Source organism: Stenotrophomonas sp. YJH_SMC_43, from assembly GCF_059372535.1.
In genome coordinates, this window is sequence record NZ_JCAFVQ010000002.1 from 491,519 (window position 1) to 512,198 (window position 20,680).

General features: G+C 67.4%; 17 protein-coding genes. 5 read left to right on the forward strand and 12 right to left on the reverse strand.

Features of this window, described 5'->3' with window-relative positions; translation table 11 throughout:
- Positions 1-5: 5 nt before the first annotated feature.
- The 7 genes from AC5QAH_RS08595 to AC5QAH_RS08625 form a co-directional block, all read right to left on the reverse strand.
- On the reverse strand, positions 6-404 hold the full coding sequence (locus AC5QAH_RS08595) for a DMT family transporter (protein ID WP_010483185.1): 399 nt from the start codon (positions 402-404) through the stop codon (positions 6-8).
- Positions 401-760, reverse strand: a complete 360-nt coding sequence (locus tag AC5QAH_RS08600; RefSeq protein WP_191850950.1) for an EamA family transporter — start codon at positions 758-760, stop codon at positions 401-403. Before AC5QAH_RS08600 ends, AC5QAH_RS08595 begins: the two co-directional genes overlap by 4 nt.
- 1 nt (position 761) lies before the next feature.
- Positions 762-1,598 carry an alpha/beta hydrolase gene (locus tag AC5QAH_RS08605; RefSeq protein WP_049455640.1) on the reverse strand — a complete coding sequence of 279 codons (837 nt, stop codon included), beginning with the start codon at positions 1,596-1,598 and terminating at the stop codon, positions 762-764.
- Between the two features lie 79 nt (positions 1,599-1,677).
- Positions 1,678-3,057 carry a sensor histidine kinase gene (locus AC5QAH_RS08610; RefSeq protein WP_010483178.1) on the reverse strand — a complete coding sequence of 460 codons (1,380 nt, stop codon included), beginning with the start codon at positions 3,055-3,057 and terminating at the stop codon, positions 1,678-1,680.
- Positions 3,054-3,737, reverse strand: a complete 684-nt coding sequence (locus AC5QAH_RS08615; protein WP_019337583.1) for a response regulator — start codon at positions 3,735-3,737, stop codon at positions 3,054-3,056. Before AC5QAH_RS08615 ends, AC5QAH_RS08610 begins: the two co-directional genes overlap by 4 nt.
- A gap of 132 nt (positions 3,738-3,869) precedes the next feature.
- Positions 3,870-4,997 (reverse strand): metallophosphoesterase, encoded by a 1,128-nt coding sequence (locus tag AC5QAH_RS08620; RefSeq protein ID WP_049455641.1) that lies wholly within the window; start codon positions 4,995-4,997, stop codon positions 3,870-3,872.
- Positions 4,998-5,070: 73 nt separating this feature from the next.
- Entirely contained in the window at positions 5,071-5,520 is a 450-nt protein-coding gene (locus AC5QAH_RS08625; protein WP_010483172.1) for a winged helix-turn-helix transcriptional regulator, read from the reverse strand.
- 78 nt (positions 5,521-5,598) lie between these two features.
- Between AC5QAH_RS08625 and AC5QAH_RS08630 the strand changes: the two genes are divergently transcribed.
- Positions 5,599-6,813 (forward strand): MFS transporter, encoded by a 1,215-nt coding sequence (locus AC5QAH_RS08630; protein WP_049455642.1) that lies wholly within the window; start codon positions 5,599-5,601, stop codon positions 6,811-6,813.
- Positions 6,814-6,920: 107 nt separating this feature from the next.
- Here AC5QAH_RS08630 and AC5QAH_RS08635 read toward each other — a convergent pair whose 3' ends face one another.
- Positions 6,921-8,336 (reverse strand): GGDEF domain-containing protein, encoded by a 1,416-nt coding sequence (locus AC5QAH_RS08635; protein WP_010483168.1) that lies wholly within the window; start codon positions 8,334-8,336, stop codon positions 6,921-6,923.
- Positions 8,337-8,622: 286 nt separating this feature from the next.
- On the opposite strand from AC5QAH_RS08635, the gene AC5QAH_RS08640 reads away from it, so the two are divergent.
- On the forward strand, positions 8,623-10,872 hold the full coding sequence (locus AC5QAH_RS08640) for a TonB-dependent siderophore receptor (RefSeq protein ID WP_495232261.1): 2,250 nt from the start codon (positions 8,623-8,625) through the stop codon (positions 10,870-10,872).
- A 141-nt stretch (positions 10,873-11,013) separates the two neighbouring features.
- The gene (locus AC5QAH_RS08645; RefSeq protein ID WP_010483164.1) at positions 11,014-11,994 is read left to right on the forward strand and encodes a cation diffusion facilitator family transporter; all 981 of its coding nucleotides are present in this window, start codon (positions 11,014-11,016) and stop codon (positions 11,992-11,994) included.
- Positions 11,995-12,032: 38 nt separating this feature from the next.
- Here AC5QAH_RS08645 and nfi read toward each other — a convergent pair whose 3' ends face one another.
- Entirely contained in the window at positions 12,033-12,707 is a 675-nt protein-coding gene (nfi, locus tag AC5QAH_RS08650) for a deoxyribonuclease V (RefSeq protein ID WP_109814377.1), read from the reverse strand.
- A gap of 94 nt (positions 12,708-12,801) precedes the next feature.
- On the opposite strand from nfi, the gene gpmA reads away from it, so the two are divergent.
- Positions 12,802-13,551: a 2,3-diphosphoglycerate-dependent phosphoglycerate mutase gene (gpmA, locus tag AC5QAH_RS08655; protein WP_004150217.1), complete on the forward strand. Its 750-nt coding sequence runs from the start codon at positions 12,802-12,804 to the stop codon at positions 13,549-13,551.
- Between the two features lie 110 nt (positions 13,552-13,661).
- Here gpmA and AC5QAH_RS08660 read toward each other — a convergent pair whose 3' ends face one another.
- Positions 13,662-14,123 (reverse strand): hypothetical protein, encoded by a 462-nt coding sequence (locus tag AC5QAH_RS08660; protein WP_191863955.1) that lies wholly within the window; start codon positions 14,121-14,123, stop codon positions 13,662-13,664.
- A 137-nt stretch (positions 14,124-14,260) separates the two neighbouring features.
- Here AC5QAH_RS08660 and AC5QAH_RS08665 point away from each other — a divergent pair, with 137 nt between their 5' ends.
- Positions 14,261-16,360: a M13 family metallopeptidase gene (locus AC5QAH_RS08665; protein ID WP_495232262.1), complete on the forward strand. Its 2,100-nt coding sequence runs from the start codon at positions 14,261-14,263 to the stop codon at positions 16,358-16,360.
- Positions 16,361-16,454: 94 nt separating this feature from the next.
- On the opposite strand, the gene AC5QAH_RS08670 is transcribed toward AC5QAH_RS08665, so the two are convergent.
- Both AC5QAH_RS08670 and mfd read right to left on the reverse strand, forming a co-directional pair.
- Positions 16,455-17,072 carry an HD-GYP domain-containing protein gene (locus tag AC5QAH_RS08670; RefSeq protein WP_241885533.1) on the reverse strand — a complete coding sequence of 206 codons (618 nt, stop codon included), beginning with the start codon at positions 17,070-17,072 and terminating at the stop codon, positions 16,455-16,457.
- A gap of 46 nt (positions 17,073-17,118) precedes the next feature.
- On the reverse strand, positions 17,119-20,583 hold the full coding sequence (gene mfd / locus AC5QAH_RS08675; RefSeq protein ID WP_313269620.1) for a transcription-repair coupling factor: 3,465 nt from the start codon (positions 20,581-20,583) through the stop codon (positions 17,119-17,121).
- Positions 20,584-20,680: the final 97 nt, after the last annotated feature.

The window sequence follows — 20,680 nt, forward strand, 5'->3', positions numbered from 1 at the left end:
GGTGCTCACGCGGCGCTTTCGGCGGGGCTGTGCGGGTCGTCGGCTTCCGCGCGGCCGAGGCAGACGATGCCGGCCACGATCAACACCGCACCGAGCAGATGGTGCAGCGTCAGCGGCTCGTTCAACAACCACGCCGACAGCAGCAGCACGCTGATCACTTCCAGGTGCGAGGCGGCGAATGCGGGGCCGATCGGCGCATGCCGCAGCAGGCTCATCCAGGTGAAGAACGCACCCACGTAGCCGAGGATGGCGCCGTACACCCACGGCTGCGACAGCACGCGCAGCAGCCACGCAGTGTTGGCCTCGACCGGCAGCGCGGCATCGCCGGCGTACTTGAAGCACAGCTGGGCCAGCGTGTCGAAGGACATCAGCAGCGGGAAGCCGATGACATACAGGCGCCTCATGAGCCGGCCCCCACCACCGCCACGCCCGCCGTGACCAGCAACATGCCGGTCACCCGCAGCGGCGTGAGTTTCTCGCGGAACAGGAAACGGCCGGCGATCATCAGCGCGACGATGTTGATCGAGCCGAGCAGCACGCCCTTGGACAACGGCACCAGCGATAGGAACGCGATCCAGGCGACAAACTCAAGCACGTAGCAGGCGATGCCGATCCACAGCCAGGGGCGGCTGAGCATGTGTTTCCAGCGTTTCAGTCCTTCGCCTTCCTGCGGATCGCTGGCGGCGGCCTTGAAGGCGAGCTGGCCACCGGTATCGAGTACCACATTGGCCAGCCACAGCAGCGTGGCAAGTGCCCCCATTTCAGGCCACCGCCTTGAGCACGCCCGTACGTTCACCGATCTCGGTGAAAAAGCGCGCGCTGCGGCGGATCACGTCGCGGCGTTCGCGGTCGATGGTGATCATGTGGTAGCTGTCTTCCAGCACCACCAGTTCCTTCGGACCGCTGACCCGCGACATCACCAGTTCGGCGTTGCCCATGCTGGCCACGTCGTCTTCGCGGGCGTGCATCACCAGGCACGGTGCGGTGACCTGGTGCAGATGGCGTCGAGTCCAGTTGCTCAACGCACGCATCTCGGCCAGCGCATGCCAGGGGTTGCCCGGTAGGCCGGCGGCGGCGCTGTCGCCGGACAGCATGGCGGCGCTCACCTGCGCACGCAGGCGCTCGTCACGCAGGCCGTACGGCGGTTCTTCCATGAACATGCGGTCGCGGCCGATGTTGAAGCGCTTGAACCACGGCAGCAGGAACGAGAAGCGGGCTACGGCGGGAATGTTCCAGCCGTCGTAACGGAACGTGGCGCCGTACACGCCGACCCCGGACACCCATTCCGGGCGCCGGGCAGCCAGGGCCAGCGACAGCACCGCGCCCATCGACAGGCCACCGACGTACAGCTGGTCGACCTTGCCGCGCAGGGTTGCCGCCGCATCTTCCACGCCCTGGTACCACTGTTCCCAGGTGGTCGCCAGCAGGTCATCCACGGTGCCGCAGTGGCCGGGCAGCTGCACGCCGTGCACGGTGAAACCGGCGTTGTTCAGCCCTTTGCCCAGCATGCGCATTTCCGCCGGGGTGCCGGTCAGGCCATGGACCAGCAGCACGCCCTGTGGGCCACCGGGGAGGAAGAAGTCGTGCGATTCGGTCACCTGGCGGCTCCGGGACGGCAGTGGGGATGGCAGGATCGCAAGCGCGATTTTCGCCAGCCTTTCAGCGCCCCGGGCCGGGTCAGGGCGCCTTCAGCAGCGGCAGCGTGATGGCGACCTTCAATCCGCCACCGGGGCGGTTCAGGAAGCTCAGGCGGCCGCCGAAGTGCTCCACCGCCTCATGCGCGATGGCCAGGCCGAGGCCGGTGCCGCTGGCAGCGGTGCCCGGCGCCCGGAAGAAGCGCTCGCCCAGCCGTGGCATCACGTCGTCGGGCACGCCGGGACCGTTGTCTTCCACATACAGTTCGACATCATTGTCGTCCAGCGCATGCACGCCCACCGTGACCGTCGCATTGCGGCCGGCATAACGAAGGGCGTTGTCGATCAGGTTGTCCAGCGCCTCCTGCAGCATGGCGCCGTTGCCGAGTACACGCAGCGGATGGGGGCTGCCGCGGTAGCCCAGATCGATGCCATCACGGATCGCTTCCGGTACCCGCATGCCGACCCACTGCGGTACCAGAACGCCCAGATCCAATGCCTCGACCGTTTCCGGCACGGTCTGTGCCCGGCTCAGCGCCAGCAGCTGGGTGCTGACCCGTGCCGTGCGCTGGTTGAGCCGGCGGATGTGCTGCAGTGCCTCGCGCACCGTGTCCGGGTCGCCGTGCGCCAGCGCCTGGTCCACGTGCAGTGCCATGCCCGCCAATGGGGAGCGCAGCTGGTGCGCGGCATCAGCGATGAAGCGGTTCTGCAGGGTGATCATTTCCGCCTGGCGCGCGAACAGATCGTCGATGGTGCTGATCAGCGGCTGGATCTCTTCCGGTACGTCGGCATCGGAGATCGGCGCCAGTTCGCCGCGGCGCTGCGCCAGGCGGGTCCTCAGCGGGGTCAGGATGCGCAGGCCGTACGTCACGCCGAACCAGACCAGCGCCGCGGTACCCAGCGCCAGCATGGTCATCAGCGGGATGATGATCATCAGGATCTCGCGCGCACGCTGCCGGCGGTCGGCCATGCTCTCGGCCACGGTCACCGCCAGCTGGTCCTGCGGATCGTTCATCGCCTGCGTGCAGACGGTGGCCATGCGCACCTGCTGGCCATTGAGGTTGCCGTCGTACAGCGCCGGATGCACGCCGGTGCAGTCCTGCGAAGGGGCATACGGGCTGAAGTCTGCATTGCCGCTGAGCGTACCCATGCGGCTGCTGTCGACGTTGAAATAGCGATGGCCGTCGGGGTCGTACTCGATCAGGAAGCGCGCCTGCGGAGACAGGTCGCTGGTCACCGGCATGGTGCTCAGCATCTGCGCGAACGAATGCGTGTCGTCGATCAGGTTGCGGTCGTGGATGCGGTTGGAATAGTCCAGCGCAACGTAATAGGCCAGGATCGTGTTGAAGGTGAGCAGGCCCAGCATCGGCAACGCCAGGAAGGCGAGCAGGCGCCGGCGCAGGCTGGGCGGTCCACTGATCACGGGGTGCCGTCGTCCTGCGCGTCTTCCAGCATGTAGCCCAGCCCGCGCACGGTGCGGATGCCCATGCCGCCGGGCTGCAACTTCCGGCGCAGGCGGTGCAGGGCGATGTCCAGGCCGTTGTCGGTGAGGTCCTGCCCCCAGTCGCACAGCGCTTCCACCAGTTGCGCGCGCGACACGATGCGCTCGGCGCGTACCGCCAGTGCCGACAGCAGGCCGAACTCGCGCGCGGTCAGTTCCAGCGACTGGTCGTCGATCCACACCCGATGCCCGGCCAGGTCGATGCGCAGGCGGCCGATGCGCAGGTCCGGATTGCCATTGCTGGTGACCCGGCGCAGCTGCGCACGCACGCGCGCTTCGAATTCGTCCAGTGCGAACGGCTTGACCAGGTAGTCATCGGCGCCAAGGTCGAGCACGCGCACGCGCTCGGCCAGGCCATCGCGGGCGGTCACCACCAGCACCGCCAGGCCATCGCCGCGCTGGCGCAGGCGTTGCAGAACGTCGCGGCCATCCAGCTGCGGCAGGCCCAGGTCCAGCACCAGCAGCGCGTACTGGGTCGAGCCCAGCGCGGCGTCGGCGTGCGCGCCGTTGTCGACGTGGTCGACCACATGGCCCTGCCGGCGCAGCGAGGCGCACAGGCCGGAGGCGATATCCGGGTCGTCTTCAGCAATCAGAACGCGCATGCGCGGGGGCTCCTGTAACGGTCTGGCCCGCCGGATGGACGGGGGGCCTCTCTCGGCTGCCGAGGGTAGCCGCAAACCGGGTGAAGGTGGAGCGCGCCGGCGCCGTCGGTCACGGTCGCGCTTTCCGTCCATTCAGTCCTGCACGCCCGGCTCGCCCTGCGCCAGCGGCACCCGCGAACCGTCCAGCAGGCCACGGCTGAGTTTGCCATCTTCGATGAACAGCAGTTCGCCGTTCTCGCCGTTCTTGATGCTGCTGTCGATGGCGATCACGCGGTCGCCATGGAAGCTGCTGACGTGCGGCATCGAAGTGTGGCCGACCACGATGCGCGCGAGCTGCAGGCGGTCGAGCACCTTCTGCACTCCTGCGGTGTCGAGGCGGCCATCGAAGTAGCCGCGGTACCAGATCGGGCTGGCCTTGCCGTCATACAGCGGTGCGGTGGCCGGGTCGGCCTTCACTTCGGCCTTGGGCAGGCCGAGCGAGGCCTGGTAGGCCGCATTGGTGCGCGCCGGGTCCAGCGCCAGCTGTACTGCTTCGGGCGAAATTCCGCCGTGCAGGAACAGGGTGTCGCCGATCTTCAGCAGCACCGGGCGGGTGCGCAGCCACTGGCCGATCACCGAGTCGGCGCCATACAGCTGCGGGTAGCTGCGCCCCAGCAGCTGGGCACTGCGCAGGTACTTCGGGTTGACGTAGCGCAGGTCGTCGTACAGCACCATGGTCTCGTGGTTGCCAAGCACGAAGTGCACCGCGCCACCGGCGGCAGCCGCCTGTTGCTGCAGGCCATACAGCAGCCAGAACGCTTCGGTCACCTGTGGGCCACGGTCGAACACATCGCCGGCGATGACCAGGGTGTCCTTGCCCAGCGCCCAGCTGTCCTGTGCGTCGATCACCTTATTGGCGCGCAGCAGGCGCACCAGCAACCCGTACTGGCCGTGGATGTCGGACAGCGCAACGATGCGCGGCACGGCCGGCAACACGGAGATCGAAGGTGCATTGGGTGCAGCCACGTGCACGCTGTGTTCGTAGCCGCAACGCGGGGCGATGTCGGTGCCTGAGGCCTGCGTGGCAAGCGTGTGCGACTCGACCTTGTCGTCGCAGATCCATCTGGCCTGCAGCTGGTTGCCCTGGCGGAACACATAGGGGCCATCGGCCTGCACGTGGTCGGCGGGCGCGGCAACCTCGCGGGCCTGCGTGGTTGCTGTGGCGCAGGCCAGCAGGGGTAACAGCAGGGCGGTCAGCAGGGAAGGGCGATCGCGCGACATCGGCGGCATCCAGCGGCGGAAAAAACCGATGCTAACCGGCGCGGGCGTTCGTCGGTGTGCGCGAATGGGCGGGTCAGGTGTCGCGCCCGTCGTCCTTGAGTTTGCGTACGCGGGTGGCGGCGGGCTGAAGCGGCTGGCCGTCGCGCCCGCGCGGCTGCATGTAGGGCAGCGGCCGCCGCGTCGCCAATTCGATCAGCTGTGAATGGGCTTCCCCCATACCGAAGCGATGGCGCTCTCCCCACTGGCGCAGCGCGACCAGCAGCGGGAACAGTTCCTGGCCGGCGGCGGTGAGCACGTACTCCTGGTAGACCGATCCATCGGAGGCCGGCCGCAGCTGCAGGATGCCGGCCTCGACCAGCCGGCGCAGGCGGTCGCTGAGGATGTTGCGCGCCGCGCCGAGGCTGCGCTGGAAATCACCGAAGCGGGTGATGCCGTCGAACGCGTCGCGGATCACCAGCAATGCCCAGCGGTCACCGAGCAGGTCGGCACTGCGGGCTACAGGACAGGGACTGTCGGCGTGCATGCTGGGTATCTCCGAATGTGGTTGCAGTTTAAAACCAATGGCGATAGCCTGCATCTGGTTTCAAATTGCAACTACAAGATGAGTGCCGCATCTCTTCCCCGCCCGCTGCTGGTCCTGCTTGCGGTTGCCGCCGGCGCCAGCGTTGCCAATGTCTACTACGCGCAACCGCTGCTGGATCAGCTTGCACGCGCCTTTGCACTGGACCGGGCCGTGGCCGGCGCGGTGCTGGCTGCCACCCAGGCCGGCAGCGTGCTGGCGTTGCTTGGCCTGCTGCCGCTGGCGGACCGCGGTGACCGGCGACGCCTGCTGCGGCTGCAGCTGATCGCACTGGTGCTGACCCTGTTGTGGCTGGCGGCGTCGCGCACGGCGAGCTGGCTGTTGTCTGGCATGCTGCTGGCCGGATTGCTGGGCACGGCGCTGACCCAGGGCCTGATCGCCTACACCGCCACGCTGGCACCGCCCGAGCAGCGCGGTCGCATGGTTGGCGTGGTGCAGGGCGGAGTGTTCATCGGCCTGCTGCTGGCGCGCGTGGTGTCGGGTACGGTGGCGGCGGCCTTTGGCTGGCAGAGGGTCTACCTGCTGTCCGCGGTGGTGATGGCGGCATTGGCGGCGCTGCTGTGGCAGCGCTTGCCCGCAGTACCGGTGCCGTCGGTCCCTCCACGCTGGCATGAGCTGCTGGGCTCGATGCTGGGCATGCTGCGCCGGAATCGAATGCTGCGCGAGCGTGGCCCGCTGGCGTTGCTGTTGTTTGCCGGCCTCAACGTATTCTGGGCGGCGGCACCCTTGCCGCTGTCGGCAGCGCCGCTGCACTGGTCGACCGCAGCCATCGGCGCGCTCGGCCTGGCCGGCGTGGTCGGTGCGTTGATGGCGGCGCGGGTCGGGCACTGGATGGACTGCGGTTTCGCACATCGGGTCAGCCTCGGCGCGCTGCTGTTGATGCTGGTCGCGTGGTGGCCGCTGCTGGGCCTGCCGCAATCGCTGTCCTTGCTGCTGGGTGTGGTCGTGCTCGACCTGGGCGGCCAGGCACTACATGTTTCGAACCAGGCATTGCTGCTGCGTGCACCGGCAGAACAGCATGGGCGCCTGGTGGCTTTGTACATGCTGTTCTATGCGGTGGGCAGTGGTGCAGGAGCGGCGGCGGGGCCCTGGATGCAGGTGCGGCATGGCTGGCCTGCCGTGTGCCTGCTGGGGGCAGGCATCGCGTTGCTGGCGCTGCTGTGGTGGGCAGCATGGCGGGTGGTGGCGGTGAAAGCAGCGGCTGGCGCTGGTGTCGGTGGCGTCGGCTGTCGGTAGCGTCGACCGTTGGTCAACTGCTCTTGCCGCGGAGCGCGAAAAGCCCGCGCTGCGCGTGATAGTCGACTGGCAGTCGACTCTACACATGGGTTGCCTGCCGCGCAGCGTTACCGCTGCAGCGCGCGCCGCCCGGGGGCCTCCTGCAATGCCTCGCTGGCCACCACCACGCGGTTGCGGCCGCTGCGCTTGGCCTCGTACATCGCGGCGTCGGCACGTGCCATCAGCCGCTCGTAATCCGGATGACCATCGTGACCGGCCACGCCGATGCTGGCGCTCAGTTCCAGCACCTGGCCATTGGCCAGCGCTACCGGCGACTGTGCGATCTGCCGGCGCAGGCTCTCGGCGATCACGGTCGCCTGCGATTCGCTGGCGGCCACCAGCACCACCACGAATTCTTCGCCGCCATAGCGGAACAGGTAGTCGCTGCCACGCGTGAGCTGGCCGAGCAGGCCGGCCACATGCTGCAACGCGCGGTCGCCGGCATCGTGGCCATGGCCGTCGTTGATTGCCTTGAAATGATCCAGGTCGAGCAGCAGCAGCGAGAACGGTGTGCGGTTGCGCGTGGCCAGCTCGATTTCCCGGCGCAGCACGGTGGGCAGGAAGCGGCGGTTGAGCAGATTGGTCAGGGCATCGCTGCCGGCATCCAGTTCGCCGATGCGCTCGAACAGCAGTGTCATCAGGGTGCGGATGGCGGCCAGGTCCTCGCGTATGGCCGGCAGCACCGCCAGTCGCTGTGCCGGGGCATCGCCGCTGGCCCGCTGCAGGTGGCCGTCAATGCGGGCCATCAACTGGCCCACCTGCTGCGTTTCGCTGCTTTCGCCGAAGCTGGGGATGCCCTTGTGGGTGAACCACAGGCCGAACTCCGAGGTGGCCAGGCTGGCGTTGTCGCTGGCCTGCACATGACCGGCGAGTGCGTAGAGCAGGGCGTTCTCCCAGTCCAGCAGCAGTGCGCGTTGACGCTCGCGTTCGGTGCCGACGTTCTGCACCAGCGAGAACAGCCGGTACGCAGCATCGGCACGGGTGGAGCGCTCGCGTGCATGGGTGTAGGCCAGGGTCATGCCTTCCATGGCGATATCCATGATCGCGCTGAGGCAGTCGATGGCGGCGAACGCGGTGGCGCTGTCGGGCGCGTCGTCGCGCAGGCGCACGAACAGTTCGTGCTTGAGCACGCGCGCGCCGCGGGTGACCAGATCGACCGGAATGCCGACCCGGGCATGCACATCGCCGATCACGCGCTGTGAGGCAACGGTGCTGGCAATACCGTCGGCATCGGTGGTCAGCAGCTGCACCAGCCAGCGTTGCATGGCTGGCTGCAGGCGCTGCTTGACCTGGTCATGGGACAGGAAGCGGCGTGCACGCCCGTCCTGCAACAGTACTTCGTAGAAGCGTTGGGCCAGCGCCGGCGGGGCATCGGCGGCGGCGGCGTGCAGCAGCGCGGTGGCGGCAGGGCCGGCCTGTTGCAGGCAGTGCTGCCAGGCCTCGGCCAGCGGCTGGCTGGCATCGTCCAGTTGGGGTGGTTCCACGTCGATCTCTGACTGCGTACGGCAAACCACGGGTATCGGCCGCGGTGGCGTACGGTTGATGGCAGGTTGGCCGGCCAGTTTACGCGCGATGCAGGGTTGCACGGTGCGCAAAGCACAACGGTGCCGCTGCGGCAATGAGTGAACGCATTTGAGAATCACTCGCATTGATGGGAGAATACGCGCACGGATCGGGCCGCAGGCGACTGCAGCGACGCTCCGCCTCCCCCTCGTCGTTGCCTCAAGCCCTTTGCCAGAGGCCCCGTTGCCCTGCCAGAAGGTCCAGATCATGTCTCCTGCCGTTGTCCTTTCGCCGCGCCCGCTGGCGCTTGCCGTTGCCGCCCTGCTGGCGGGCAGCGCCCTGACCGCCAAGGCTGAAACCGACGCCACCGATATCGACACGGTGCATGTCACCGCCTCGCAGATTGCCCGCCAGGCGTTGGGCACTTCGACCATCACCGCTGAGGACATCGCCAGGCGCCCGCCGGCCAACGACATCGCCGAACTGCTGCGCACCATGCCGGGCGTCAACCTCACCGGCAACAGCGCCTCGGGCCAGTACGGCAACAACCGCCAGATCGACCTGCGTGGCATGGGCCCGGAAAACACCCTGATCCTGGTCGACGGCAAGCGCATCGGTGCGCGTGATGCCGTGCGTATGGGCCGCAGCGGCGAGCGCAATACCCGCGGTGACACCAACTGGGTGCCAGCGGAAATGATCGAGCGCATCGAAGTGCTGCGCGGCCCGGCGGCGGCACGCTATGGCTCCGGTGCGTCCGGCGGCGTGGTCAACATCATCACCAAGCGCCCGACCGGCGACCTGACCGGTGCGGTCGACCTGTACGGGCTGGTGCCCGAGCACAGCGCCGAAGGTGGCAGCGAGCGTGTCGGCCTGCAGCTGAGTGGGCCGATGACCGACACCCTGTCGTTCCGCCTGTACGGCAATCTCAACAAGACCGACGCCGACTCGCTGGACCTCAACCGCCAGTACGCCACCAACCCGAACGCAGTGCCGCCGGCTGGCCGCGAGGGCGTCAAGAACCGCGATGTCAACGCGCTGCTGCGCTGGGACGTGACCGCCAACCAGGTGGTCGAGTTCGAGGCCGGCACCAGCCGCCAAGGCAACATCTATGCGGGTGACCGCGCGGTCAGCACCACCGGCACTTCGACCGGCATCGATCTGGCCGCCCTGGCCGAGGACAAGGCGGAAACCAACCGCATGTACCGCAACACCGGCGCGATCACCCATCGTGGCCGCTGGGGCGATGTCACCTCGCGGGTGACGGCCGCGGTGGAAGCGGTGAACAACTCGCGCATCAACGAAGGCCTGGCCGGTGGCCCGGAGGGCAGCTTCAACGGCACCGACTGGTCGACCTCGCGCCTGCGCAACTACCAGCTGGATGGCGAAGTGAGTTTCCCGACCACGCTGGGCGGTGCCGAGAACATCTGGACGCTGGGCTTCGAGTACCTGGACAGCCGCCTGACCGACCCGTATTCGATGAGCCAGTCCAGCAGCAGTGGCGGCGGACTCCCGGGATTGTCGGCCGATCGCGCGCGCGGCAAGTCCGACGCGCAGACCACCGCCGTGTTCGTGGAAGACAATATCTACCTGGGTGAGCGCTGGATCGTCACCCCGGGCCTGCGCTTCGATCATCACAGCCAGTTCGGCAACAACACCAGCCCCAGCCTCAATGCGCAGTTCCGCATCAGCAGCGACTGGGTGGTGAAGGGGGGTATCGCCCGTGCATTCAAGGCACCGAACCTGTACCAGTCGAATCCGGACTATCTGTATTACACCCGTGGCAATGGCTGCCCGAATGCACTGCCGAGCCTGGGCGCCGGCTGCTACATGCGCGGCAACGCGGACCTGAAGGCGGAAACCAGCCTGAACAAGGAACTGGGCATCGAGTGGGCACCGCAGAGCGGCTGGCAGGCGTCGTTGACCTACTTCCACAACGACTACAAGGACAAGATCCAGGCCGGCTACACCCAGATCGGCCTGACTGCCGACACCAGGGGCCGCATCTTCCGCTGGGAGAACGCGCCCAAGGCGATCGTGCAGGGGCTTGAAGGCAACCTGGTGATCCCGCTGCTGGGCGAGCAGGGCAACCGCCTGAAGTGGAGCAACAACTTCACCTACATGGTGGAGAACGAGAACAAGAGCACCGGCCAGCCGCTGTCGGTGATTCCGAAGTACACCGTCAACACGATGCTGGACTGGCAGGCCACCGACAAGCTGTCTCTGCTGCTGACCGGCACGTTCTACGGCAAGCAGAAGCCGGCCACCACCAACATCAACAACGACCCGCGCTGCACCGGCACGTGCGATCCGTCGGTGGCGCTGCAGGATCGCGGCGCCTACAACATCTGGGGCGTGAGCGCGCGCTACAAGGTGACCGACACGGTCAGCTTCGGTTTCGGCGTGAACAACCTGGCCGACAAGCGCCTGTTCCGGGAGGCCAACAGCAGTGATGCTGGTGCGGCGACCTATAACGAGCCGGGCCGCGCGTACTGGGCCAGCCTGCGCTTCGGGTTCTGACCCAGGCCAGCGTCGTTCCACGGGGCTCGCCAGGCATGCCTGGCGGCTCCGGACCGGTACGCCTGCAATGTTATAAACACCGTAATAGTCTCCCCCGCCAGCACGGCGTAGCCTGCACCGCATCGCAAAGGAGCTGTTGCCATGGGCCACGACCACGATCACCTGCCATCCGAGATCCGCCACGAGAAACCCTTGTGGTGGGCGCTCGGCCTGACCTCCACCTTCCTCGTCGTCGAGGTGGTGGGCGCGTTCTGGACCAACAGCCTGGCGCTGCTGTCCGACGCGGCGCACATGGCCACCGATGCGCTGGCGCTGATGATCGCGCTGGTCGCGGTACGGCTGAGCCGTCGCCCGCCCGACGCGCGCCGCACCTACGGCTATGCGCGCCTGGAAGCGCTGGGCGCGATGATCAACGGTGCGATGCTGTTCGTGGTCGCCGGGTACATCCTGTGGGAGGCCATTGGGCGTTTCCGCGAGCCGCAGGAGATTGCCTCGTCGGGCATGCTGGTGATCGCCGCGGCGGGCCTGGTCATCAACCTGATCTCGATGCGCCTGCTGCAGGCCGGCAGCGGCGAGAGCCTCAACGTGAAGGGCGCCTACCTGGAAGTGTGGGCGGACATGCTTGGCTCGGTGGCGGTGATTGCTGGTGCGCTGTTGATCAAGTGGACCGGCTGGAAGCCGATCGATCCCATCCTGGCGGTGCTGATCGGCCTGTGGGTGCTGCCGCGCACCTATGTGTTGATGCGTGAGGCGATCAACGTGCTGCTGGAAGGCGTGCCCAAGGGCATGGACGTGGCCAGGGTACGTGACAGCCTGTCCGGCCACGCTGCGGTACTGGATGTGCATGACCTGCACGTGTGGGCGCTTGCTTCCAGCACCCCAGCGCTCACCGCGCACATCGTGATGCGCGACGGCACCGATGCCGATGCGCTGCGCCGTGAACTGGGCGGGCGCCTGCACGATGACTTCGGCATCGAGCACGTGACACTGCAGATCGAAGCGGACCACTGCGGCGAAGCCTGTGGTGAGCCGGTGCCGGCCAAGGGCGGCGAGCACGAGGGCCATGAGGGCCATGACCACGGCGAGGACGCGCAGGGCCATCGCGGTCACGTGCATCGCTGATCGAAGGTGACGCGCGTGCCGGGCGATGCCCGCCGCAGCTATTCGTCCCGTCGCGAGGCCAGCCGATCCGCCAGCCGGGTCGGCTCCGGCAGCCGGTAACCGCGCAGGGTGCGCTGCACCCAGGCCAGCGCGGTATCGGCACTGACCCGATGGCCGCCGGCCACGAACAGCGGCTTGCAGCGCACCTTGCTGCGCAGCACCCAGCCCAGTTGTTCATCGCCCTCCAGCAGCGGCGTATGTGCACCGGCCTCGGCGCCCGGCTCGACGAACCGGCCCACCAGCTTCGACTTGGCCACGCCGATGCTCGGCAGGTCGGTGACCACGCCCAGATGCGCGGCCACGCCCAGCCGGCGCGGATGGCTGATGCCGTGGCCATCGACGAACACCAGATCCGGCGCCTGCGGCAGCAGCGCCAGTGCCGCCAGCAGCGCCGGCAGCTCGCGGAAACTGAGCAGGCCGGGGATGTAGGGCATTACCGTAGGAATCCGCGCGATCTCCTGCGCCACGGGCTGCAGCGTCTTCGCATCCAGCAGCACCGCCGCGGCGCGGGTGATGGCGCCGTTGCCTTCAAAGCCGACATCCAGCCCGGCCAGCCAGCGCATGTCGCGGGGCAAGCGGTCCTGGCGCTCCACGCGGCCGGCAAGCTGGATCTGCTGCGCGCGGGCAGTGGCGACGCTGCCTTCCCAGCGTCCGGGGTCGATCACCGTATTCATTGACCGCAGCATCGCATGCGCGGCGCCACGGCCCGGTGAGTGGCGCCCGGGGCTACAATGGCGGCCTGCCTTTCCTCGCGTTGGAGACCCTGCAGTGACCCGTAAACTCGTACTGTTGCGCCATGGCCAGAGCCAGTGGAACCTGGACAACCGCTTCACCGGCTGGGTCGATGTCGACCTGACCGAGCAGGGGCGCCGGGAAGCGGCTGCCGCCGGTCGCCTGATGCGCGAGGAAGGCCTGCAGTTCGACGTCGCCCACACTTCCGTGCTCAAGCGCGCCATCCACACCCTGCAGGGTGCGCTGGCCGAGCTGGAGCAGGACTGGCTGCCGGTGAACAAGTCCTGGCGGCTCAACGAGCGCCACTACGGCGGCCTGCAGGGCCTGGACAAGGCAGAGACCGCTGCCAAGCACGGCGAAGACCAGGTCAAGGTGTGGCGTCGTTCGTACGACATCCCGCCGCCGGCCATGGACCTGGAAGATCCGGGCCACCCGATCCACGACCGCCGCTACGCCGGCCTGGACCGCAACGCGCTGCCGGGCACCGAATCGCTGGCCACGACCCTGGACCGCGTGCTGCCGTACTGGCATGACGCCATCGCGCCGCAGCTGAAGGACGGCAAGACCGTGCTGGTCACCGCCCACGGCAACTCGCTGCGCGCGCTGTACAAGTACCTCAACAATGTCTCGCGCGAGGAAATCCTCGAGCTGAACATCCCGACCGGCATTCCGCTGCTGTTCGAACTGAACGACGATCTGACGGTGAAGTCGTTCCGCTACCTGGGCGACCCGGAAGCGGCGCGCAAGGCCGCCGAAGCCGTGGCCAACCAGGGCAAGGCGAAGTAAGGCAGAAGGCCGGCGCAAGCCGGCCTTCGCTTTTTGTAGAGTCGAGCTATGCTCGACTGCTGTTGCCGCACACCCGGTAGAGCCACCCCATGGGTGGCTGCATCTGTCCGCTATGAATGACTCAGCAGGCGCACCTTCGGCGGCTGCAATGCAGCAATGTCGATGACGTGGTCCTGGCATATCACCTGAAAGTGCGTGAATGGGCCCGGGTAACTGACATCGGCAAAGGTGGCACGGTCCAGATAATCGAGGAACTTCGAACGGCTGTAGCGGCGGAACAGGTTGCCGCTCCAGGCTTCGGAGTCGTCCCAGCTCTGGTAGGACTCGTTGTGCACGGCGTAGCTGATGTAGTGGTCCCAGATCAGTTCAAACCGCTGCGAGTGGGGCACCACCTCTATTGCACGCACACCATCGATTGAACGTCCATGACCGAGCTCCACGCGGGAGGGCTTTCCGACCACCTGGCCTTCCTCGACGACCAGACGCAGACGATTCGCTTCCGGCTCGCCAATCTCAGTCAGGAACAGAAACTCACAGGTGTCGAGGGCCAGCAGCAGCGCGGGTTCGTCCATGGTCTTGAGGTCCAGTGATCGCAGAGGCCAGAGCATACCGGCGCGCGCCGGGAGCTGCGCCGTGGGCTCGTGACCTTTGGCCGGTCCCCAACCCCGCTCCCCCGGCTACCCTGTGAAATTACCCGCAGGAGAGCCACATGAACGTCCGCAACCTGGTCCCGCTGGGCCTGACCATCGCCATCGCCATCGCTGCCTCGCTGGCCGCCTGTGGCAAGAACGAAACCGCTCCGGCGGCCAGTGCCGACGCCAAGCCGGCCTTCGACCTGTCGCAGATCAAGACGCCGCTGATCTCGCTCAACAGCGCCGACCTGGATCCGGCCATCTCGGCCTGTACCGACCTCAATGGCTTCGTCAACAGCAAGTGGCTGAAGGCCAACCCGGTGCCGGGTGACCAGACCACCTGGGGCAGCTTCGAGATCCTGCGCGAGCGCTCGCTGGAAGTGCAGCACGCGCTGGTCCAGCAGGCCGCCGCCAGCCAGGCCAAGGCCGGTTCGGTGGAAGCCAAGATCGGTGATATCTGGAAGACCGGCAACGACGAAGCCAAGATCGAAGCCGCCGGCCTGGCGCCGCTGCAGCCGCAGCTGGACAAGATCACTGCACTGAACGACACCGCTGCCATCACCCAGTACCTGCGCGACAGCCAGGCCGAGGGCAAGGGCGTGCTGTTCTCGCTGTTCGCCAATGCCGACTACAAGGATTCGGCCAACGTCATCGCCTACGTCGGCCAGGGCGGCCTGGGCCTGCCGGAGAAGGGCTACTACTTCGACGACGCGCAGGCCAAGATCCGCGACGCCTACGTGGCCTACATCGCACAGGTGCTGACCCTGTCCGGTGTGGACGCGGCGCAGGCCGCCGAGCAGGCCAAGGCCGTGATGGCCTTCGAAACCCGCCTGGCCAAGGCCTCGATGTCGCGCATCGAAATGCGTGACCCGGCCAAGCGCTACAACCCGCTCAGCGCCGCCGACGCCGACAAGCTGACCCCGAACTTCAGCTGGACCGCGCTGTTCGATACCCTGAAGGTGCCGGCCGCGCAGAAGTTCTCGCTGGCGCAGCCGGGCTTCTTCGGTGAAATGGACAAGATGCTGGCCGACGTGCCGGCCAGCACCTGGCAGGCCTACCTGCGCTTCCACACCATCGATGACGCCTCGCCGTACCTGAGCAGCCAGTTCGAGAAGGCCAACTTCGATTTCTATGGCACCACCCTGCGTGGCCAGAAGGAAATGCAGCCGCGCTGGAAGCGCGTGCTGGAGTCGGTCAACGGCGGCATGGGTGAAGCGCTGGGCCAGCTGTACGTCGACGCCGTGTTCCCGGCCGAGTCGAAGGTGGCCATGCAGCACCTGGTGGAAAACCTGTCGCAGGCGCTGAAGGCGCGCCTGGAGCAGCTGCCGTGGATGGGCGAAGAAACCAAGAAGAAGGCACTGGAGAAGTGGGCCAGCTTCACCCCGAAGATCGGCTACCCGGACAAGTGGCGTGAGTGGACCGGCCTGCAGACCAACGGTGACAGCTACCTGGGCAACATGCAGGCGGCGCGTGCGTTCAACTACCGCTACATGCTGGACAAGATCGGCAAGCCGGTGGACAAGACCGAGTGGGGCATGACCCCGCAGACCGTCAACGCGTACTACAACGCCACCAAGAACGAGATCGTGTTCCCGGCGGCGATCCTGCAGGCGCCGTTCTTCGACGCCAAGGCGGATCCGGCGCTGAACTACGGCGGCATCGGTGCGGTCATCGGCCACGAGATGATGCACGGCTACGACGACTCGGGCAGCCAGTTCGCCGCCAACGGCAACTTCGACAACTGGTGGACCGACGCCGACCGCAAGGCCTTTACCGAGCGTACCGACCAGCTGGTCGCGCAGTTCGACGGCTATGAGTCGGTGCCGGGCGTGTTCGTGAAGGGCAAGCTGACCCTGGGCGAGAACATCGGCGACCTGGGCGGCCTGACCGTGGCCTACGACGCGCTGCAGATGGCGCTGAAGGAAGACCCGAAGGCCAATGTCGAGGTTGATGGCCACAGCCAGGACCAGCGTTTCTTCATGAACTGGGCCACCGTGTGGCGCCGCAACTTCACCGATGGTGAACTGCGCGTGCGCCTGAACACCGACCCGCACGCTCCGGCCAACTTCCGTGCCAACGGCGCGCCGTCGAACATGCCGTCCTATGCCGCTGCATTCCAGTGCAAGGCCGGCGACGCGATGGTGCGTGCCGACGACAAGCGCGTGGTGATCTGGTGATCGATCGCACGTGATGCGTGATGCGAAAGGCCCGGCGAACGCCGGGCCTTTTGTTTTGCGCGGCCGTAGTGCCGGGTCATGCCTGGTGGGCATCTCAGGCCAGCTCGGGCTCCCGCGCCAGCATGCGATGGAAGCGCTGCAGCACGTAGGGATCCACCAGCCCGCCGGACTGCGCTTCGATGATCCGCAATGCGGTTTCATGCTCCATCGCATCGCGATAGGGGCGCACGCTGGTCATTGCATCGTAGGCATCGACAACGGTGACGATACGTGAGCCCAGCGGAATGCTCTCGCCACGCAGGCCGTCGGGGTAGCCGCTGCCATCAAACGCCTCGTGATGGGCGCGGATCAGTCGTGCGACCGGTGCGGCGTCGCTGCGGCCGGTGGCCAGGAAGATGTGTTCGCCGCGTACCGGATGCTCGCGCATGATCGCGCGCTCCTCATCGGTATGCCGGCGCGGTGCCAGGAGCACATCGTCGGGAATGCCGATCTTGCCGATGTCATGGAAGCGCGCGGCCAGGCCGATCTGCGAACAGGCATCGTCGTCCAGGTCGCAGTGCGTGGCCAGGCGCTGCGCGAGCAGGCCAACGCGGTCGCAGTGGTGGCGGGTGTAGGCGTCGCGCATCTGCAACGACATCGAGAGGGCATCGATCAGGCAGGCCTGCGCGTGCAGCAGGTCGGGGGCGGGTACGGCGTCAGGGAACATGGTCATCCGCCCGCACCGGGTGGGGACCGGTGCGGGGTGTTCGGGGGGGCGATCAACCCGGGGCGAGGGTGGTCAGAAGGGCGCGGGCCGCATTGAAGCGGTCTTCCGGCAACGGCAGCGGGTGCTTGATGCGCAGCTTGTCGGGCCCTTCCATGGCGTAGAGGTTCGGTTGTTTCTGGATCAGCTGGATCACCGCCATTGGATCGATGTTCGGCTTGGACTCGAACACGATGCGGCCACCGTTCTCGCCCAGGTCCAGCTTGCGGATGCCCAGCGTGTTGGCTTTCAGCTTCAGCTCGGCGATGGCGAACAGGTGCTTGGCCGCATCCGGCAGCAGGCCGAAGCGGTCGATCATCTCCACCTGCAGTTCGCGCAGCGCATCACTTTCGCGCGCGCTGGAAATGCGCTTGTACAGGGTCAGGCGGGTGTGCACGTCCGGCAGGTAATCTTCCGGAATCAGCGCCGGCACATGCAGCTCGACTTCGGCGCCGCGCACTTCCTCGCCGGCATCCAGGTCGGGCAGCTTGCCCTGCTTGATGCTGCGCACCGCGCGCTCCAGCAGTTCGGTGTACAGGCTGAAGCCGACCTCGGCCATCTGTCCGCTCTGGTCCTCGCCGAGCAGTTCACCGGCACCGCGGATCTCCAGATCGTGCGTGGCCAGGGTGAAGCCGGCGCCCAGTTCGTCCATCGACGCGATCGCTTCCAGGCGCTTCTCCGCATCCGGGGTGATCGATCGGCGGTCCGGCGCCACCAGGTACGCGTAGGCGCGATGGTGCGAACGACCGACGCGGCCGCGCAGCTGGTGCAGCTGGGCCAGGCCGAAGCGGTCGGCACGGTTGATGATGATGGTGTTGGCGTTGGGAATGTCGATGCCCGATTCGATGATCGTGGTCGACAGCAGCACGTTGAAGCGCTGCTTCTGGAAATCCAGCATCACCTTTTCCAGCTCGCGCTCCGGCATCTGCCCATGGGCGATGCCGATGCGCGCCTCCGGCACCAGCTCGGACAGCTCGCGCTGCATGCGGCCGATGCTTTCCACGTCGTTGTGCAGGAAGTACAGCTGGCCACCGCGCGCGAGCTCGCGCTGGAAGGCCTCACGCAGCAGCGCGTTGTCCCACTGGGTGATGAAGGTCTGCACCGCCAGCCGGTTCGGCGGCGGCGTGGCGATGATCGACAGGTCGCGCAGGCCGGCCATGGCCATGTTGAGCGTGCGCGGAATCGGGGTGGCGGTCAGGGTCAGCAGGTGCACGTTGGCGCGCAGCGCCTTCAGGGCTTCCTTCTGGCGTACGCCAAAACGCTGTTCCTCGTCGACGATGACCATGCCCAGGTCCTTGAACTTCACGTCCGGCTGCAGCAGGCGATGGGTACCGACGATCACGTCGATGGTGCCGGCGGCGACCTTTTCCAGCTCGGCCTTGATCTCCTTGGTGCTCTTGAAGCGCGACAGCACTTCGACCTTCAGCGGGTAATCGGCGAAACGGTCGCGGAAGTTGCGGTAGTGCTGCTCGGCCAGCAGCGTGGTCGGCACCAGTACGGCCACCTGCTTGCCGGCACTGGCGGCGGCGAACGCCGCGCGCACGGCGACCTCGGTCTTGCCGAAGCCGACGTCGCCGCAGACCACGCGGTCCATCGGCTGGCTGCTGGCCAGGTCGCGCAGGGTGGCATCGATCGCGGCCAACTGGTCCGGGGTTTCCTCGAACGGGAAGCCGGCCGCGAACGGTTCGTACATCGCGCGGTCCACCTGCAGTGCCAAACCCGCACGCGCCTGGCGGCGGGCCTGGATCTCCAGCAGCTCGGCAGCGACGTCGCGCACCTTCTCAGCGGCCTTGCGCTTGGCCTTGCTCCACTGCTCGCCACCCAGCGAATGCAGCGGCGCGGTTTCCGCCGAGGCGCCCGAGTAGCGGCTGATCAGGTGCAGCTGGGCGACCGGCACGTACAGGCGGTCGCCCTTGGCATATTCGATTTCGAGGAATTCGCCGGGCATGCCGCCGACGTCCATCGCGATCAGGCCCCGGTAGCGGCCGACGCCATGGTCCTCATGCACGATCGGTGCGCCCTCGGTCAGTTCGCCGAGGTCGCGGATGATCGCTTCCGGCTCGCGGCCGGCACGGCGCGTGCGGCGGGTGCTGCCGGCGCGCTCGGGGAACAGCTGGCGCTCGGTCAGCACCGCGATGCGCGGATCGTCCAGCGCGAAGCCATCCTCCAGCGGCGCCACGGCGATCGCGAAGCGCGCATCGTCGGCGAGGAACGCGGGCAGGTCGGCCACCACCGGCGGCTTCAGCTCGGCGGCCTGCAGCACTTCCAGCAGGGCTTCACGACGGCCTGGCGAATCGGCGGCGATCAGCACCCGGCCCGGGTAGTGGCCGAGGAAAGATTTCAGTGCATCGCCGGCGGGGGCCTCGCGTGCGGCCACCGGCAGCGGCGGCAGCGGCTGGTCACCCAGCGCATGGGCATCGGCGATGCGCGCGTGGTCAGCCGACCACACCTCGATGCGCGGGGCATCGTTCAGGCGCTCGCGCAGCAGCTCTGGCGACAGGTACAGCGCCGACGGCGGCAGCAGCGGCCGTTCGACGTCGTGGCGGCGTTGTTCGTAGCGCTCACCGGTCTGCGCCCAGAACGCGACGGACGCTTCATACGCACCGGCGCAGACCACCGGCAGGCTGCCGTCGGGCAGGTAGTCGAACAGGGTGGCGGTGCGTTCGAAGAACAGCGGCAGGTAGTACTCGACGCCGGCCGGGGCCAGCCCGGACTTCAGATCCTGGTACAGCGAACTGCGCCGGGTATCCACATCGAAACGCTCGCGCAGCGCGGCCAGCACGCGGGCGATGCTGGCCTCGTCCATCGGCACTTCGCGGCCGGGCAGCATGTGCACGGACTCGACCTTGTCCAGCGAACGCTGGCTTTCCGGATCGAACGCACGGATCGAATCGATGTCCTCGTCCAGCAGTTCCACCCGCAGTGGCTCGTCGGAACCCATCGGGAACACGTCGAGCAGGCCGCCGCGCACGGCGAAGTCGCCGGGGTCCATCACCTGCGGCACGTTGCGATAGCCGGCACTTTCCAGGCGGCGCTTCTCGGCCTCCAGATCCAGGCGCTGGCCGACCTTCAGGTCGAAGCTGCCACCGATCACATAGCTGCGCGGGGCCAACTGCTGCAGCAGGGTCTGCACCGGCACGATCACCAGGCCGCGCTTCAGCGTGGGCAGGCGGTGCAGGGCGGACAAACGCTGCGAGATGATGTCCGGATGCGGGCTGAAGCGGTCGTAGGGCAGGGTTTCCCAGTCCGGGAAGGCGACCACCGGCAGGGCCGGGTCGCCGCCGAGCAGGGTCTGCAGGTCGGCTTCGAGCTGGTTGGCACCGTGGTTGTCACGGGCGATCACCAGCAGCGGCGCGTCGTGCGCGCGCGCGGCCTGGGCCAGGTACCAGGCCAGGGCGGTCGGCGAGGCGGGGGCGCGCCACCAGGCGCGGAGCTGGCCGGCACGCGGCAGCGGCGGGGCGGAGTATGAGGTACGCGACATGGACCCCGGATTTTAGCAGAAGCCTGATCCAGGCCCGGTGGGTCGGGCTCGCCGGTTGCCGACAGCCTCATGTGCCGTTGGGGGAACACAATGCCGG

What these genes read in the sequence shown, in the direction of transcription:
- AC5QAH_RS08595 (WP_010483185.1), bottom strand. Translation starts at nt 404, where the DNA reads ATGAGGCGCCTGTATGTCATCGGCTTCCCGCTGCTGATGTCCTTCGAC.
- AC5QAH_RS08600 (WP_191850950.1), bottom strand. Translation starts at nt 760, where the DNA reads ATGGGGGCACTTGCCACGCTGCTGTGGCTGGCCAATGTGGTACTCGAT.
- AC5QAH_RS08615 (WP_019337583.1), bottom strand. Translation starts at nt 3,737, where the DNA reads ATGCGCGTTCTGATTGCTGAAGACGACCCGGATATCGCCTCCGGCCTG.
- AC5QAH_RS08620 (WP_049455641.1), bottom strand. Translation starts at nt 4,997, where the DNA reads ATGTCGCGCGATCGCCCTTCCCTGCTGACCGCCCTGCTGTTACCCCTG.
- AC5QAH_RS08625 (WP_010483172.1), bottom strand. Translation starts at nt 5,520, where the DNA reads ATGCACGCCGACAGTCCCTGTCCTGTAGCCCGCAGTGCCGACCTGCTC.
- AC5QAH_RS08630 (WP_049455642.1), top strand. Translation starts at nt 5,599, where the DNA reads ATGAGTGCCGCATCTCTTCCCCGCCCGCTGCTGGTCCTGCTTGCGGTT.
- AC5QAH_RS08640 (WP_495232261.1), top strand. Translation starts at nt 8,623, where the DNA reads ATGTCTCCTGCCGTTGTCCTTTCGCCGCGCCCGCTGGCGCTTGCCGTT.
- AC5QAH_RS08645 (WP_010483164.1), top strand. Translation starts at nt 11,014, where the DNA reads ATGGGCCACGACCACGATCACCTGCCATCCGAGATCCGCCACGAGAAA.
- nfi (WP_109814377.1), bottom strand. Translation starts at nt 12,707, where the DNA reads ATGAATACGGTGATCGACCCCGGACGCTGGGAAGGCAGCGTCGCCACT.
- AC5QAH_RS08660 (WP_191863955.1), bottom strand. Translation starts at nt 14,123, where the DNA reads ATGGACGAACCCGCGCTGCTGCTGGCCCTCGACACCTGTGAGTTTCTG.
- AC5QAH_RS08665 (WP_495232262.1), top strand. Translation starts at nt 14,261, where the DNA reads ATGAACGTCCGCAACCTGGTCCCGCTGGGCCTGACCATCGCCATCGCC.
- AC5QAH_RS08670 (WP_241885533.1), bottom strand. Translation starts at nt 17,072, where the DNA reads ATGACCATGTTCCCTGACGCCGTACCCGCCCCCGACCTGCTGCACGCG.
- mfd (WP_313269620.1), bottom strand. Translation starts at nt 20,583, where the DNA reads ATGTCGCGTACCTCATACTCCGCCCCGCCGCTGCCGCGTGCCGGCCAG.